At 38.1% G+C, this 16,586-nt stretch carries 18 protein-coding genes and 1 pseudogene; 4 read left to right on the forward strand and 15 right to left on the reverse strand.

Features of this window, described 5'->3' with window-relative positions:
* Nucleotides 1-533 (reverse strand): annotated as a pseudogene (locus ACIQXN_RS12185) (hypothetical protein); the annotation flags it as partial.
* 381 nt (nt 534-914) lie between these two features.
* Between ACIQXN_RS12185 and ACIQXN_RS12190 the strand changes: the two are divergent.
* Entirely contained in the window at nt 915-1,115 is a 201-nt protein-coding gene (locus ACIQXN_RS12190) for a cold-shock protein (protein WP_402872572.1), read from the forward strand.
* Between the two features lie 5 nt (nt 1,116-1,120).
* Here ACIQXN_RS12190 and ACIQXN_RS12195 read toward each other — a convergent pair whose 3' ends face one another.
* The 5 genes from ACIQXN_RS12195 to ACIQXN_RS12215 form a co-directional block, all read right to left on the reverse strand.
* Nucleotides 1,121-1,321 carry a hypothetical protein gene (locus ACIQXN_RS12195; protein WP_402966686.1) on the reverse strand — a complete coding sequence of 67 codons (201 nt, stop codon included), beginning with the start codon at nt 1,319-1,321 and terminating at the stop codon, nt 1,121-1,123.
* On the reverse strand, nt 1,306-1,590 hold the full coding sequence (locus tag ACIQXN_RS12200; protein ID WP_402966688.1) for a transposase: 285 nt from the start codon (nt 1,588-1,590) through the stop codon (nt 1,306-1,308). Before ACIQXN_RS12200 ends, ACIQXN_RS12195 begins: the two co-directional genes overlap by 16 nt.
* Entirely contained in the window at nt 1,568-2,170 is a 603-nt protein-coding gene (locus tag ACIQXN_RS12205) for a transposase (protein WP_402966690.1), read from the reverse strand. The genes ACIQXN_RS12200 and ACIQXN_RS12205 overlap by 23 nt, the downstream gene beginning before the upstream one ends.
* 38 nt (nt 2,171-2,208) lie before the next feature.
* Entirely contained in the window at nt 2,209-2,577 is a 369-nt protein-coding gene (locus ACIQXN_RS12210) for a transposase (RefSeq protein ID WP_402966692.1), read from the reverse strand.
* An 86-nt stretch (nt 2,578-2,663) separates the two neighbouring features.
* Nucleotides 2,664-2,936 (reverse strand): HU family DNA-binding protein, encoded by a 273-nt coding sequence (locus tag ACIQXN_RS12215; protein ID WP_402872569.1) that lies wholly within the window; start codon nt 2,934-2,936, stop codon nt 2,664-2,666.
* 357 nt (nt 2,937-3,293) lie between these two features.
* On the opposite strand from ACIQXN_RS12215, the gene ACIQXN_RS12220 reads away from it, so the two are divergent.
* Nucleotides 3,294-3,449: a Spo0E family sporulation regulatory protein-aspartic acid phosphatase gene (locus ACIQXN_RS12220; RefSeq protein WP_402966695.1), complete on the forward strand. Its 156-nt coding sequence runs from the start codon at nt 3,294-3,296 to the stop codon at nt 3,447-3,449.
* A 301-nt stretch (nt 3,450-3,750) separates the two neighbouring features.
* Here ACIQXN_RS12220 and ACIQXN_RS12225 read toward each other — a convergent pair whose 3' ends face one another.
* The 7 genes from ACIQXN_RS12225 to ACIQXN_RS12255 all read right to left on the reverse strand — a co-directional run bounded on the left by ACIQXN_RS12225 (nt 3,751) and on the right by ACIQXN_RS12255 (nt 12,174).
* Complete coding sequence (locus ACIQXN_RS12225; protein ID WP_402966699.1) at nt 3,751-4,419, reverse strand: SOS response-associated peptidase; 669 nt, start codon at nt 4,417-4,419, stop codon at nt 3,751-3,753.
* A 25-nt stretch (nt 4,420-4,444) separates the two neighbouring features.
* Nucleotides 4,445-4,600, reverse strand: coding sequence for a hypothetical protein (locus ACIQXN_RS12230; RefSeq protein ID WP_402966701.1), 156 nt, complete (start codon nt 4,598-4,600; stop codon nt 4,445-4,447).
* Between the two features lie 230 nt (nt 4,601-4,830).
* On the reverse strand, nt 4,831-5,391 hold the full coding sequence (locus tag ACIQXN_RS12235) for a GNAT family N-acetyltransferase (protein ID WP_402966703.1): 561 nt from the start codon (nt 5,389-5,391) through the stop codon (nt 4,831-4,833).
* 824 nt (nt 5,392-6,215) lie between these two features.
* Nucleotides 6,216-8,288, reverse strand: a complete 2,073-nt coding sequence (gene ggt / locus ACIQXN_RS12240; RefSeq protein ID WP_402966705.1) for a gamma-glutamyltransferase — start codon at nt 8,286-8,288, stop codon at nt 6,216-6,218.
* 338 nt (nt 8,289-8,626) lie between these two features.
* The gene (locus ACIQXN_RS12245) at nt 8,627-10,627 is read right to left on the reverse strand and encodes a TRAP transporter permease (RefSeq protein WP_402966707.1); all 2,001 of its coding nucleotides are present in this window, start codon (nt 10,625-10,627) and stop codon (nt 8,627-8,629) included.
* The gene (locus ACIQXN_RS12250) at nt 10,617-11,141 is read right to left on the reverse strand and encodes a DUF1850 domain-containing protein (protein ID WP_402966709.1); all 525 of its coding nucleotides are present in this window, start codon (nt 11,139-11,141) and stop codon (nt 10,617-10,619) included. The genes ACIQXN_RS12245 and ACIQXN_RS12250 overlap by 11 nt, the downstream gene beginning before the upstream one ends.
* 61 nt (nt 11,142-11,202) lie before the next feature.
* Nucleotides 11,203-12,174: a TAXI family TRAP transporter solute-binding subunit gene (locus tag ACIQXN_RS12255; protein ID WP_402966711.1), complete on the reverse strand. Its 972-nt coding sequence runs from the start codon at nt 12,172-12,174 to the stop codon at nt 11,203-11,205.
* Between the two features lie 321 nt (nt 12,175-12,495).
* On the opposite strand from ACIQXN_RS12255, the gene ACIQXN_RS12260 reads away from it, so the two are divergent.
* Nucleotides 12,496-13,401 (forward strand): LysR family transcriptional regulator, encoded by a 906-nt coding sequence (locus tag ACIQXN_RS12260; RefSeq protein ID WP_402967117.1) that lies wholly within the window; start codon nt 12,496-12,498, stop codon nt 13,399-13,401.
* A gap of 159 nt (nt 13,402-13,560) precedes the next feature.
* Nucleotides 13,561-14,583 (forward strand): NAD(P)H-dependent amine dehydrogenase family protein, encoded by a 1,023-nt coding sequence (locus ACIQXN_RS12265; protein WP_402966713.1) that lies wholly within the window; start codon nt 13,561-13,563, stop codon nt 14,581-14,583.
* A gap of 202 nt (nt 14,584-14,785) precedes the next feature.
* Here ACIQXN_RS12265 and ACIQXN_RS12270 read toward each other — a convergent pair whose 3' ends face one another.
* Nucleotides 14,786-15,790, reverse strand: coding sequence for a 2-hydroxyacid dehydrogenase (locus ACIQXN_RS12270; protein ID WP_402966715.1), 1,005 nt, complete (start codon nt 15,788-15,790; stop codon nt 14,786-14,788).
* A gap of 37 nt (nt 15,791-15,827) precedes the next feature.
* Nucleotides 15,828-16,586: an SDR family NAD(P)-dependent oxidoreductase gene (locus ACIQXN_RS12275; RefSeq protein WP_402966717.1), complete on the reverse strand. Its 759-nt coding sequence runs from the start codon at nt 16,584-16,586 to the stop codon at nt 15,828-15,830.

Here is a 16,586-nt window from a genome sequence, read left to right on the forward strand (position 1 = left end):
ACGTTTCCTTCATAGAGGACCACTTGACCTGCGGGATACCCTGGAGCTGCTGCGGGATCAAACTCTACTGCTCCTTCTAATCCTGCTCCTGTTGCACCGGTTGCTCCTGTTGCTCCTGTTGCCCCCGTTGGACCTGTTCCTCCTCCTACAAAAAGCAATGTATAATCTGGGGATTGACCAGGTATTCCTGTTGGTGACGCTACATTTGCTACATATACACTTCCCTCATACAGGACAACCTGACCTGCTCGGTACCCTGGGGCTGCTGCAGGATCAAAAACTACTGCATCTTCAAGGCCTGTACCAGTCGGTCCTGTTGGCCCTGTTGGCCCAGTTGGTCCAACTCCAGTTATACCGGTTCCTCCAGTAAAGCCTATATAACCACCATCTATATACAGCTCAACACTTTGTTTTACCTCTTGTTTAGATCCAGATTTACACTGACATTTTTTATGTCCGCAATCTTTACACTTTCTTTTTTCACATCTACATTTACTTCGTCCACATTTATGGCATTTTTTACCACTAACCAATTGTGTAACCTCCTTTAAAAACATTACTGTATCTTATGTTCTTGAAGGTAATTGGTTTGGATATATGTCAATAGAATTCACCTTTTTTTTAAATACTCCATATAATTTCACACAATTTATCGATCATTAATACCATTCTAAAAAATACAAGGCAAGCTATAAAAGAGTTGAGTGTAAATTCACCATATAAATTTTTAACTTAGTTGATAATAAATAATCAAAATCAGGAACTGTGGAATTTTATAATAAAACAATGGAATTTATATAATGTAGTAAGAATAGTGGAACCAAATATTTTTTTTAAGTTTAAATGCTTCTAAAATGGATATTATAAGAAGGTACGATAATAATGCAGGTTTTACCATGCTAGGAGGTACTTAAATGGAACGTGGAAAAGTAAAGTGGTTTAATAGTGACAAAGGATTTGGTTTTATCGAGCGTGAAAATGGAGATGACGTATTCGTTCATTTCTCAGCTATTCAAGGGGAAGGGTATAAATCTCTTGAAGAAGGCCAAGAAGTTGAATTTGAAGTAGAATCAGGTCAACGTGGGCCTCAAGCAACAAACGTAAATAAACTCTAATTAACTTATATCACTAATAAGGGGCTGTCTAATAAGTTCCTAAAATAAAACAGGTGGAGAAAAATGAATCGTTTTTCTCCACCTGTTTTTCTATTTTTATAATGTTTCATTGAAAGTAGCTGGCTCAAGCCAGCTATCTTCAGTAAATTATGTGCCATGACTACGATGCCAAACTCCGTTTGGACTTTCGCTAAGCCCCGAAGCAAAAAGTGACGGAACGACCTATTACCCTTGATATGACCAAAAACACTCTTATCTCGATTTTTCGTCGAGCGTAAATTTGTGCATTCGATTCAGACCAAAGGTTCACTTTTGCTTTCGCTTTTAGTTCTTCATAAACTGGATAAACATGCACTTCGAGATTTCCTGTCGCCTTTGTACATTGCGCTTTTAATGGGCAATCCGTACATTCCTCACATTCATAAATTTTAAAGTCACGTGTGAATCCAATTTTATCCGTGCGGGTCGATAACACTTAAATAAAACCTTACGATTATTTGACAGCTGTATTCATCCTTTTGTTCATCGTATGCCCAGTTACTCGCATGACGAATATCTTTTTTATAACTCCGTTTTTGTTCCGTTAAAAAAGTATTGTAAGGAATCAAAGCTTCAAATTCTTCTTCCAAAGAGTAGAGATAGTTTTCTTCACTGCCATAGCCGGCATCTGCGATGACGTTTTTCGGGGATGGTAGCGATGTATTCTTCAGTGCTTCTATATGGGGCTTAAAACACCTTGTATCAGTTGGGCATTTATGTATAATGGATTTATTTTCCATGGCCATTTGAATATTATAACCAGGTTTTAGTTGTCCGTTATTCATATGATCATCTTTCATTCGCATAAATGTCGCATCCGTATCGGTTTTAGAATAACTATTTCGATCGCCAAATAGAGCGTTTTGTTGTTTATATTTCACTAATCGTGGACCTACGTCATCGCGCACTAATTTCAATAGTTTCTTAACCGGACTGAGTTCCCGTCTTTTTTCTTTTCGTACCTGGACATCTTCTTCAAGCAGGATGCCGTTCGTTTCTTTTTCAACTTTCTTCACTAATGCTTTTTCTATTTGAGTTAGTTTTTCCTCTACAGTTAAAGAGGACGTTTCATCTTGAGCAGACAGTTCATGACCTTCTCATTCGTAATGGTCTGAATCTGTTGGTACGTTTCTTCAATTTTTTCTTGCAGCTTCGCCTCAAAATTCGTCGTCGCCTTTTTCCACACAAATGAGTACTTGTTTGCGCTTGCCTCAATCTTTGTTCCGTCTAGAAAATAGTTCTCCATTGTAATGTGCTTTTCTTCTATTAGTTGATGGATCATTTCTTCAAATAGCTTCGGAAGGAGCTTCTCCATTTGTTGTGTGCGAAATCGATTAATCGTTCGATAATCCGGTTTCTGCAAGGCAGCCAGCCACATTGTTGGGATATTTTCTTCAACTAGTTTAGCGATTTCTCCACTCAACTAATGGGATAACTTAGGTCATTTAAAAGATCATAATAAAAAAACTCTGGAGACCTTGTTATCTCCAGAGTTTAAAAAATAAATGATTATTTTACAGCTTCTTTTAATTCTTTACCTGCTTTAAAAGCTGGTACTTTACTTGCTGCAATTTGAATTTCTTCACCTGTTTGTGGATTTCTACCAGTACGTGCTGCACGATCGCGCACTTCAAAAGTTCCAAATCCAACCAGCTGGATTTTTTCTTCTTTAGCAAGTGTAGTTGTGATTGTTTCAAACAATGCATCAACAACTTTTTTAGCGTCGTCTTTTGTTAGTTCTGCTTGTGCTGCTACAGTAGTTACTAATTCTGTTTTATTCATATCAAACACCTCATCCTTTTAATTCTATAAAGTATGTAGAAAACACACCATAACATATTTACTTAAGGTCTGTCACTTAATATGGCCTTAAAAAGGAAATTTATCCCTTTCGTTTATACATTTTAATGCTCTCTGCTTTGCATATTAGGTGTACAGACCCAACTTTACTTTCTTCAATCCTCAAAATTTTGGACACCAATTGCAGTGATGATCCAATAAACTCAAATAGGAACTAGGTTTTTTAATAAGAATTAGTTAAAAATTTATTAAATGAAGCACACTTATCATTTGAATGAATCCTAATTTATGTAATAATAGATGCATTACAAAAAAGTATAAGAACTTGAGGGATTTTCATTGGAAAGTACGGACCTATTACATACAAAAATAGAAATTTTGAGGACAGAATTAATAAATACAGCATTAGACCATGGATTTACCGCACCAAAAACTTTACATATAAGCCAGGAACTCGATAAACTTCACAACTTACTTTTGTACGAACAAGAGTAGCTTAACTATACAGGCTTAGATGTTTAGGAAAGCGACTTGTCTAGACCTCTTTAATTAAAGTCAGGTCAGGTATTACGTCCGCATTAAATAACGTGAAATTACAGCATGGAAGCGAGTAAGGGGCTGTCTCATAAGTCCTTTTTCGAGTAAAATAACGCTAAATTGAAGAGGCAGAATTGTTGTTAAATCAATATGTCTGCCTCTTTCTATTTATTCAATTTAGGCTTAACTACCCTTTTTGGGACAGACCCTTACTTTTTTGTTTATGCAGTTAACTAAATCGTTAGCCCAGTTTACCCACTTAACAAATACGTTCTATAAGGTTAGGTGCATTGTTTTTTGGGGAGTTTACATCCGAAGAAACTTCAAAGGTCTCCATGAGTTGGGAATCAATCGGCTTTAGGAGTTGTTGCAGATATTCTGTATCATGAAATGAAGAATTCAGCCAAATCTTTTCATCCTCAGCCCTTAAAATCACAGGCATCCGATCATGTATACTTGTCATTAACTCATTAGGAGTTGTAGTAATGACTGTACAGGAATAAATCATACCTTGTGGCGATTTCCACGATTCCCAAAGACCTGCCATACCAAATGGTGCGTTGTTCTTTAGTTTTACCCTCATTGGTATTTTTCGTTCTGGAGTCTTCTTCCACTCATAGAAGGAGTCCGCAAGAATTAAGCACCGTTTCTTTTTATAAGCGTTCTTGAAACTAACTTTCTCGGTAATCGTCTCGGCTCTGGCATTTATCATCTTGTAGCCGACTTTTTCATCTTTGGCCCAGGATGGAATAAATCCCCAGCGAAGGTAGCCTAGCCGATTTTTTGTTCCATCATTAATAACAGATAAAACAGAATGTGTTGGCGCTATGTTGTAGCTAGGATGGTATTCATCATTAAATGCGGCCTGTATTTCAAAGCGATCGATGATTTCTTCGATATTCGTAAATAGGGTGAAACGTCCACACATAGTATCACCTACTGTTTCCTATTTTTTAACGTTCTAGAATCTTAATATCGGTGAATGGTTGATTGAACAATTCACTGTTAATCAATAATGTGCCCAAAACTTCCCTTTCATCTTCAGCTTCAATAACATCGGTCAGAATTACCAAACTGCCATTCTTCACTGTCACTTTGTATTCATTCATATAAGTTCTCCCTTCAATAGGTTAGTTAACCGTATTATATACACATGCGGGGGAAGGTAAAAACAAAAAGATTAAACGTTAGTCGTAATTTCTCAATAAAATAGTCCGTGCCGCTTCTTGACGGACTTTTTAGAAATAATCTTTTAAACAAGGATATAACAAAAGGCTATTTATATCCATTTCCTCAGAAAGATTCTCAATTAAGTGCAAAACTTTAAATAAATGCCTTATCAAACTATAGCGTAAATACAAGTGTCAGTTAGTTTGATACCATTGGCGGATAAGTCATCATTCTTTAAGGTCCCTTCAAGTTCAAAACCTAGTTTTTCAGGGATAGAACGACTTTTAAGGTTTGTCGATTCACATCTTATTTCTATTCTTTTAAATTTTAAATGGTTTATTCCGAATTTAGTTAATTCTCTTACAGCTTCTAACATATATCCATTTCGACTAAATTTTGTATTAACCCAATATCCAATTTCACATTTAGGTATGTTCCAGTTTACTCCCTCAAAACTCGTTACTCCAATAAATTCATTGGTTACTTTATTGAAAATTAGAAAGCGAAAACTCTCTCTTTTAAGGAAGTTAATATGAGCTTTTCTCAGATTGACTTCTGTTTCTTCAATAGAAGGAAGTTGTTGTGCAAATGGTAACCAAGCTTTTAATTCGTTATATGAATCTTTTATTGCCTCATTGACAATACTGCCGTCCCCTGATTGTCTTGGTGCTCGAAGCATTAGTCTTTCTGTTTCTAATTGGAATGGTATATCGAATAAAAGTTGATGCATTACTTTAATCCCCTTTTTTTAGATTAACATTAAAAATTTTATTAACTCGTATTCAACAAAATGTACATAAAAACCTTCAACAAAGCCTATTGATTTATTCTTCTACCAAAGCTCTGTTAGTGAAATAAGATATAACGAAGTCAATTAATCCAAATACTATTTGGATGATGCTAAATATCAGTTGTTGTCCTGTTCGTAAGTACCAATCTCCTATCAACCTAGTTGATACAACCGTACAGAAGAAAAGCAAAGCACCCATAGTTAAGGTCATTATAAATATTATTATTTCTTTCTTTATAAATCCCCAAATAGATGCAAAGGCATTTCCCATTCCAAAATTAAGCATTCCGAATAAAGCAAGCTATCCCAACTATTAAATGGCAATTTACCTATCCACTCAGCTGGAAATGTATCAAAAATCCCTCTTCCTAAAAGAATGGACACACCCATAAAAAAAAGCTCCTAAAGACAAAAAAATTTAAAAATTCAAAATATTATTTAGTAACATATTTTAAATCTCCTTTCATTCCCACTTTAAATTTTCTCATTTAACAATTCTTTATCATACACATGGTAGTACTAATACCATACTTTAAATATCCATAATTGCCCACCAAAACTTATGACAGATTATCAAAAAAGAGAACCCTTTATTTTAAGCGAGGTACCCTTAAGTATCTCCCACAGCAATAGCAAAAAGAGTTTTTCAAACTAAACCCAGAACTTTAACACCGTCTAACCGTCTAACAAAAAAAAGCCCGATAAAGTCAAAAATGGCTTTATCGAGCTTCTTATTCAATATTAGGACTTCTATCTTTTATCTTTTATTTGGTGATGGACCCATCATCATCGGGATCTTCAATATCAGTTGGATCTTTTTCCAAAATAACCATTTTTTCCTTTTCGTTCCACGTCACTTTATACCCTGTTGCTTTTGCAGCTTTTATAACGGGTAAATATGATTTTTCATTTGGCTTATAGGTTTTTAAGTCCTTTGAGTCGATTAGACCTAAACCGAGGAGTAATTTATCTGATTGAATATAAGGTTTACCATCTATTACCTTCATTTGTTTCGCTAAATAAGGAAAAGTTGCACCATTTACTTTTACTTTGAACGGTCCCGCCTTATTCGGTATTATATTAGGGACTTGTTTTGACGTATAAGATACTTTATCCACACCAAGAACAGTACCTTCTCTCGTATTATCTGCCCCTCCATACATTTCTCCACTTTCAGAGTCAAATATGACGGCCTGTACGTTTCCAATATGTTGTGGTACTTCTTCATAGACATGCCCTTTTGCCATTAACTCCAATCTAGTATTTTGATTGACTCCCGGCTCCCATCGAACAGTGGGATAGTTGGCCGAGTAGATGCGTGGCGATAAGATGGCTTCTTGAATCGGTAATCCATGATCGATCACATTCATGATTGTCTCAGATACCGACGCAATAATGGTCGCCCCTCCAGGAGAACCAAGGGCCAGGAATGGTTTGCCGTCTTTTAGGACAAAGGTTGGTGCCATACTGCTTCTTGGGCGTTTCCCTGCTTCTACCTGATTGACTCCTCCTGGTAAAGCATCAAAATCAGTCATTTCATTATTAAGCATAAATCCATAATCGGGCACCATGATCCCCGAACCAAACACCTGTTCAATCGTAGTGGTATAGGAAACCATATTCCCCCACTTATCCATCACTGAGAAATGGGTGGTTTGTCCTTCAGGATGATTTTCCTCCACTTTTGGCATAGAAGAGGGTTCTTTACCTTCATATTTCCATGGGTCGCCTTCTTTAACGTCTGCAACCGATTGATTAGGATTAATAAGTTTTCTTCTTTCTTTAATATATTCTTCATCCAAAAGTCCTTTTTTAGGAACTTCATAAAAATCTTCATCGGCCATATAGGCTGCACGGTCAGCAAAAGCTAAATGCATTGCCTCAGTTAGATGATGAAGGTATTCAGGAGAATTGATGCCCATGTTCTTCACATCGTAACCTTCCATCAATTCTAATATTTGTTGAACCGTCAAACTACCTGAACTGGGTGAAGCTGCACCCACAATTTCAAACCCTCTATAATCCGATTTAATCGGTTCTCTTTCTTTAACCTCGTATCGTTCCAAATCATCCATGGTCATGACGCCTTCCCGCTCTTGAACTTCATTCACGAGCGCTTCACCAATTTCCCCTGCATAAAGTGCATCAGATCCTTGTTCTTTTATTAATTTAAACGTCTTGGCAAGATCCGGTTGGATGAGCGTATCACCTTCTTTTAACGGTTCTCCGCCAGGAATGAACACATTTGCTGCCGCTGGGTTATTTTTAAGCTTCGCTTTATTTTCCTCGATATATTGAGCCGCGGACCAGTTTACCTTTACTCCTTTTTCCGCTTGTTTGATGGCAGGCTTTATTACTTTCGATAAACTCATCGTGCCATATTTCTCTAGTGCCATTTCTATTGCTTTTAAAGTCCCTGGAACCCCAACTGCCTTTCCAGTTACATGACGTTTACTGAACGGTATCACTTTTCCGTTTTTATCCAAAAAAAGCTCAGGTGTAACATTTTGTGGGGCCATTTCACGACTATCAAGCATGGTTATTTCATTTTCCTTTTTATTGTAAATCATAATGAAACCACCGCCGCCAATTCCCGACATCATCGGTTCAACTACATTTAGCGACAGCTGAATGGCTGCAGCTGCATCAACAGCATTTCCACCTTGTTCTAAAATCTTTCTTCCTGCTTCAGCAGCTATTGGATGGGAAACGGAAACGATTCCTTTTTTTGTTCCTGGTTTCATCGAATCGTCTACCCCAGGCACGCTGGCAATAACGGTTGAAACAATAAAAAAGAAACTGAATGTAACTAAAACTAAACTCTTAAGATAGGTCATACATAAGTCCCCTTTCAAACGGATATCGATCCTTTTCGCTTAAGAAAAATGAAACTCTTCTTCTGGTTAAGAATCTATAGGTGGAGACAATCCCTATGTTTATCATTGAAGAAAATTTAATTAACTTATCAAGGTTTTACATACCATCAAAAGATGGTGATATTTATTATATCAATCAATATATATGATGTTTAAATAGACAGAAAAGGAAAATCCCCCCTTCCTTATCTTTATAAATGGTAAAGACGGTAGCATTATTCCTTACTACACACTCACCTCCTTAACTGATAAATGATGTATTTAGGCTATGCCACCGTCTTCATCCTTATAAAGTATCTTCAATCAATTCTCTCAATGTTATGACCATTATCTAAAATAGTGGGCAAATTCTTATTCCCTTGCTTCTTAAAGTATTGTAAGGCAAGCAATATCGCAAACGAAGTTAATCCAATGATGTCTGTTATGGTTTCAGGATAGATTAATAGCAAACCAATTATGATGGCAGTGATTCTTTCTATCCAGTGCATTCCACGTACCCAATAACCGATTACACCAGCACCAATAGCGATCATGCCAGTCATTGCCGTAAAGACGACCCACACCACTTCCATCCATGTTGAATCAATCATCAGCATTTGTGGGGATAGTACGAAAATGTAAGGAATAATAAAGGCCGCTATGGCTAATTTAGACGATTGTATCCCAGTCTTTAAGGGATCCCCACCAGACACCCCGGCTGCTGCGAAAGCGGCTAGTGCCACTGGTGGTGTTATATCCGCAATAATACCAAAGTAGAAAACGAATAGATGTGCGGATAAATCCGGTACACCCAGTAAAATGATGGCAGGTGCCGCAATGGTAGAGGTAATTACATAGTTAGCAGTTGTCGGTGAACCCATTCCCAATACTAAGGCCGCGACCATTGTAAGCATAAGTGTTGGTATTAAGTAGCCACCAGCCAAATCGATTAATCCATTCGCCAGCTTTAGACCTAGCCCTGTCTTTGTGACAATCCCTACGATAATACCAGCGCTTGCTGTTGCTGCCGCTACGGCAAGTGCTGTACGAGCTCCATCGACTAATGCATAAATGATATCCATAAATTTCATTCGTACATCTTTATTAATGAAACCTACAACAATCGAGATAAGAATGGAGTATAAAGCTGCATGCGTTACCGTTATATTTGACATGAGTAATAGAATAATCGCGACGATTGGAATCAATAAATACACCTTTCCAATCACTTCTCTTTTACTAGGCATTTCTTCTTTTGTTAGACCACGCAAGCCAAGCCTCTTCGCCTCAAAATGCGTCATGATCCAAATGCCAGTAAAATAAAGAATGGCTGGAATAGTGGCTGCCTTTGCAATATCCCAATACGTAATACCGTTGCCAATAAACTCTACCATTAGAAATGCTGCTGCCCCCATTATTGGTGGCATTAATTGTCCACCTGTTGAAGCAGAGGCCTCTACTGCACCAGCAAATTCCTTCTTATAGCCCAAGTTTTTCATCATGGGAATCGTAAATGCTCCTGAGGTGACCACATTTGCTACAGAACTTCCGCTGATGGTTCCTTGTAATGCACTAGAAAAAATCGCAACCTTTGCCGGTCCCCCGACTCTTCTACCTGCAATTGCAGTTGAGAGATCATTGAAATATTGGCCAACCCCGGTTCGAATAAGGAAGGAACCAAACAATAAAAACAGGAAGATGAAGGTAGATGATATTGCCAACGGAGTTCCCAATATCCCTTCTGTAGAGAAGAACATCGTCTGGACCATCCGTTCAAACGTCAGCCCTCGATGTGATAGAAAACCAGGCATATATTGGCCAAACAGCCCGTATAAAATGAAGAGAACCGCAATAGTGGTGATAGGAATGCCTACAGCTCGCCTCGTAGCCTCTAACACTAGTAAAATGGCTAGTAACCCGACCGTGAAATCCAGCGTACCTAAACGGCCAACATTCATGACCAAATCTTCGAAAAATAATGGCCAATAGGCGCCGACTCCGATACTAAGAACAGCTAATACAATATCGTACCATGCAATTTGAAATTTTCCTTTTTGTCGTTTCTTCCGATTTGCAGGAAATAATAAAAAGATTAAGGATAGCGCAAAACCTAAATGAATCGTTCTTTGAATTTGTGCTGTAAAAACACCAAAAATGGCTGTATACAATTGGAATAAAGAAAAAGCTAAGAGGCCGATAAAAGCAATGTAACCCAACATCCCTTTTAATTTTCTCGTCCCTGCTTCGGGATCGTATTTCTCTAAAAGTTTCTGTTGTTCTTCTTCCGTTAAGTACTTCACTTTTTCTTTATCATCGTCCATTCATATTCACTCCATTCTTTTGTTCCCAAAATGAGATTTTTTTCGATGAAACCCTAATCCATGTTCCTGGCTTAATAAACTTTGAAAACGGCATTGTTTGATTTTTATAGATTAAGCGATGATTGGCTACAACTTGCCCGACCCTCAGATCGATATATTCAAAAGTCCGATCCATATTTTTAATAAAATACGTTCCATCTTTCTCTTCAAATACTTCCCGACCCTCCGCATTAGAAGGCATGCCGACTGCAAAGTCATCGTAGGCAAGTTCGGTTTGTTTAATTAAATTGTCTGATAGGTGATAGGTTTCGAGCACTTCCGAGAGGTGGATAGAATGTGTATATTCTATTTGAAAGGTTTTTTCTCTTTTTAAAGGTAGATAAGCAAATAACTCTCCTTGATCTTGGTAGGAAAATGCGATGACTTGTTTATAAGGTATGAAACCAAGTAAAGCGATGAACAGTAGTAGAAGTATTAAAAAGACCATGTATTTCTTAAAAGGCTTAAATCGCATAAATACCTCCACACTTTAAGAAACAACGAGATCGATAGCGAACTATCGACCGTCGAAGGATTTATTTGGTAATTCCTTTTTCTTCAAAATATTTAGCTGCACCAGGATGTAGTTCCATTTCCCCTAATCCTTCAAGTGCCGTTTCAGCCGTAATTAATTTACCTTTTGCATGTGTGATTTTATCCGTATTTTCATACATAGCCTTAGTCATTTTGTAAACTAAATCCTCATCGACGTCTTCTCTAACTACTAACATAGCTTTAACCGCAACGGTCTTTACATCGGATTTAATCTTATAAGTTCCGCTCGGAATGGTATCCTCTGCATAATACGGATATTTTTCAACTAATTCTTTAATTTTCTCATCTGCAATAGGAAGGACAATAATATCATTTTGTACCGAGAGTGCCTCTACTGCACCAGTTGGAGTACCAGCTGTTATAAATGCTGCATCAATATTTCCAGCTTGGATTCCATCCGTTGACTCATCGAAGGAGAGATTTTGCGCTTTAATATCTTTGTCTGATAATCCATGAAGTGCTAGAATTTGCATGGCATTGATGTACGCACCTGATCCAGGTGCCCCAACCGATACTTTTTTCCCTTTTAGATCCTCAACTGATTTAATTTTGCTTTTAGTTGTTGTTACAAGTTGTACAGTTTCTGGATATAAAGAGCTGATAGCCTGGATATTATCAATTGGATTTCCCTTGAACATTTCTTTCGCTTCAACGGCATAGGCTGCAATATCGGTTTGTGAGAAAGCTATTTCAGCTTCTCCAGCTCTCAGCGTTTCCATATTTTCTGCTGAAGCACCAGATGTTTGGGGTGTAATGTTCGCATTGGTATTGTCGGTAATGATATTTCCAATTTGCCCGCCTAGTGGGTAATATGTACCACCAGTTCCTCCTGTTAAAAGACTCAAGTTTTGCCTTTTATCGCTTGATGCTCCTTCATTTCCCTTGCTACAAGCTGTTACCAGTAATAGTGCCAGGATCATTCCGAATAAAAAAAAACTTTTAAATCCTTTCATAAAACCCCCCCTTTTTCATTTTTATCATCTCTTTATGAGACGATATTATTAGTATTCTGTTAGCAACCCTTATTTCCTTCATTTTGAATATGGGAATTTAACCCATAATACACGTTCTTTTTCTTGCGATTTCTCGTTTGGTTTTTATTTTACTAAATATTCAGTTTTTCATATTCTCCTTTAAAGATAATATTGACTCATCCTTTTGAGAAATATATTATTGTTATAAACTTATAAGTGTAAATTATATAAATCCATTATTTACGGGTAGTAAAAAGTAATTTAAATACTGCAGTATCTAACTAAAAGAGGAGTGATTTTATTAATTTCCTATCCCTTCGTTATTTTATTGAAGTTTCAAACCACCTTAGTTTCAGCAAAGCCTCCAAAATCCTTCATATTTCCCAACCTGGCTTAAGTCAACAAATCTCATCATTAGAAAAACAACTAGGTTTTAAACTTTTAAATCGTACCACAAGAAAAATCACATTGACTGAAGAAGGGGAGTATATTTACAATAAGCTCGCTCCTTCATTTGATGACATAGAAAAGACGGTAAGCAATATCGTTGAAAACAAAATTGTCCCCAAGCCAAAAATGAAAATTGCCACAATACCTTCAGCTGCTAGTATTTATATACCGAATTTATTAAAGAAAATACTTATTGAATTTCCTGAAGTCGAAGTGGACCTTCAAGAAACTACTTCCGCAAGGGCTGTCAAGCTAGTTAAGCATAAGAAGTATCACATCGGGTTTATTCGAACACCCATTCATACTAACCTAATGGCTAACGAAGGGATAAACATGATTGAATTCAAAAAATCTCCGTTGCAATTAGTCGTTTCTTTCGATCATTGGCTAGCTCAAAAGGAGTCCATACAACTACATGAAGCAAAAAATGAACCTTTTATTCATTATCATCCGATACAAGCCCACTCTCTTCAATTTCTTTTGGAAAAGGCATGTTCAATCTCTGGTTTTTCGCCAAAAAAATTATGTGAAGGATCGGAGCTATTAACGATTGCCAATTTAGTTTCAAATAATTTAGGCGTGGCCCTCATGCCTAAAGACATGATTGATCTATTAGGAACCAAGAAGGTAAAAGCATTACACATCGAAAATATCAATCTTTCGAGTTCGATATCTGCTGTTTGGAAAAATTCTGAACAGACGCCTTTCTTGATCAATCAGATTATCCATACCCTACAAGCAAACCCTTCTTCTTGATATGTAGAATGCCTAAAATGCTAGATGTCTAAAGAGAATCATAGTGTAGCTTATCCCTTTTATAAGCAAGGTTTATATGTATATAAAAACATCCTATTTTTGTTATGCCGCTTTCAATGTTAGCATTTTGTTAAGAAAACATTGAAAGGATGATAATAATTGGCAAATGAAATTTCTAAATTTTCCGTATTCGGATTAGGACCTATTGGCATGGAAATTCTTCGTAGTGCATACCTTACGAATCCTCATTCGATTATTGGTGCTGTAGATATCGATCCCCAAAAGGTTGGAAAGGATATTGGGCTGATCATAAATGAAAATAAGATGAATGTACATGTGGTCTCCAGTATTCATGAAGTAAAAACCAGTGTAGAGCATCCAATTGCCCTTCATGCGACTGGTTCCAATGCAAACCAAGTTTGGCCACAAATCAAAGAGCTTCTAGACCATGGATTTTCGGTGGTGTCCACGTGCGAACAGCTTTCTTACCCTTGGGAGCGCCATTCTGCCCTTGCCAAAGAGATAGATAGTTATGCAAAGAGCAAAGGGCTGAGTGTCATTGGGACTGGTATTAATCCAGGATTCATCATGGATACCATGGCGATTTGTTTTTCAACCGTTGTTACAACGGTAAACAGAGTCCTTGTCAACCGTAAAGTGGATGTTTCGAAACGCCGTCTTCCCTTACAAAGAAAAGTAGGAATCGGTATGACAAAAGGAGAATTTGAGGCACTGGCTGAACAAGATAAAATCGGCCATGTTGGTCTTGAAGAATCTGTTAGATTAATTGCATATGGGCTAGATTGGGAACTTACTCGTGTAAATAATACCATTGAGCCAACAATTGCTACCGAAGATATAACCGTTCCACTTACGTCTCTAAAAAAAGGGGCGGTTAGTGGACTACACCAAGTATCCAGAGCTTTGACCTCTACCGGAAAGGAAATCTGCTTGGACTTGACCATGTCTGTGGGAATTAACCAAGAGGATGAAATTATTATTGAAGGAAACGAAACACAGAGATTAATCATACCAAATGGAGTATTCGGAGATACCGCTACAGCCTCCATGGTTATTAATACAGCTAAACAAATTGATGCGATTCGAAAACCAGGGTTACTTACCATGGCTGACATCGGTCTGCCAAGAAACAGCCAGCAATCTGAATTTATTTCCATCTAAAGTCTAACAACTCATGCTTTATTTCTAAGTAGTTGCTATATGCATGGCACATTTTACAAAAACAATAAACGTTTCGATTCTTTTCAAATTTTGGATTTTTTGCATCTAAAGAAACCATATTCTACCATTTATTTTCACTAAATTACCCTGCTCAACCCTCATTTCCCCAGACATAAACCCCCGGCGACTTGCCGGGGCATTTTTATATATGAAGGCTCTCAGTATACTCCAACAGCCGTTCCGCCAATTTCTTCGGCGTGTTCCGGAAGGCATCACTTGTACTTCCGGCCATGTGTGAGGTGATGGTCACATTGTCCAACTGCAGGAATGGACTATCGTTACCCAATGGCTCATGATCAAAGGTATCGATGGCCGCTCCGGAAATTTCTTTATTTTGCAACGCTTTAATCAGGTCGTCTTCCTTAATCAGGCCTGACCTCGCTGTATTGACGATGATAGCCGTTTCCTTCATTTTTTGAAAATGTTCAAAACGAATCATATTTTTTGTTTCTTCCGTCAGCCGTCCATGCATTAAAACGACATCCGACTGAATAAGTAACGTATCGAGGTCAACTTGTTCGAAGTCGGTATGGCCTTTATAATACGGGTCGTGGAATATGATGCGTGCATCAAATCCGCTTAAGAAACGTCCTACGAGTTGTCCGATGTTACCGAAACCGATTATACCGACTGTCCTTTCATCGAGTTCCGGAACGTAGGCATCGTTAGGAAAATCCTTTCTCCATATCCCTTGTTTTAAAGCGGAGTGGGAACGGGCAATATTCCGTAATTCTGATAGCAACAAGCCGACTGTAAATTCAGCGACACTACGGGCGTTCCGTCCTGGTGTATTGATGATTTTAATGTTTCTACCTTTCGCCAGAGTCACGTTTACGTTTTCAGTCCCACCACGGAGGACACCGATTACCTTCAAGTTACTAGCAGCATGGATTAAATTCTCATTAATAGGGGCAAATTGTGTAATGATGATATCGAATTTCTCTATGCCCTCGAGCAAAGTTTCCGGTAACTCGATGACCTCACTCCCCCCGTTCTCTATCCTCAAATTGTCTTTTTGCAGCTGCTCCAAATTCTCATGTTTCCACTCCCGAACAGTAACGTCTATTCCGGCATCAGCTAGTTTTATCAAGCCCTGTTCCATCATGCCTTTTGGAATGAATAAATCAGCGATGGCTAAGCATTTCATTATTGGACACTCCTTTTCCGTAATTTTTCTATACTTTTTAACGCATTAACATCCCGCCTGTGGCGTCTAGAGTTGCGCCCGTGATGTAATTTGCCTTTTCGGAGACTAGGAAGCTAGCAATATCGGCGATTTCTTTTGCTGTAGCTACTCGACCAAGCGGAATGCGATTTACATAATAGTCTTCATTCTTTTCAAGTGATTCTCTGATCATGTCGGTCTCTACAATGCCTAACGCAAGGTTATTTACATTGATGTTATTCTTCGCTAGTTCACGGGCAAGTGATATTGTGAATCCAACCATCCCAGCCTTGCTTGCCGCATAATGGGCGTGCCCGGTAGTCGATCCATGAAACGCAGCCTGCGACGTGATATTCAAGATTTTCCCTGTTTTTTTGCGTTCAAGGCAGTGATTGGCAAATGTTTTACATGTTAGAAAGACACTGGTCAAATTGATCTCGAGCGTTTCATTCCACTCCGTCAAGGACATATCCTTCACAAAGCTCGTTGGCCATACACCGGCATTATTAATGAGCAAGTCTACCTCACCGAATTGCTTGATGCTCTTATGGATCAACTCAACAGCTGCATCGGCTTCCGCCAAGTTCACTTGAAAGGAGACAGCTTCACATCCAAGCGTCTTAACCTCCTCAATCACTTCTTGTGCTTTTTCTTTATTGCCTTGGTATGTTAAGACGACGTTGGCACCTTCACGCGCTAAAGAGAGGGCAATTTCGCGGCCCACTCCCCGGGAACCTCCCGTGATGATTGCTGTTTTTCCTTGAATACCTAAATCCAT

It is taken from the genome of Peribacillus sp. NPDC097295 (assembly GCF_044761665.1).
Classification (GTDB): Bacteria; Bacillota; Bacilli; order Bacillales; family DSM-1321; genus Peribacillus.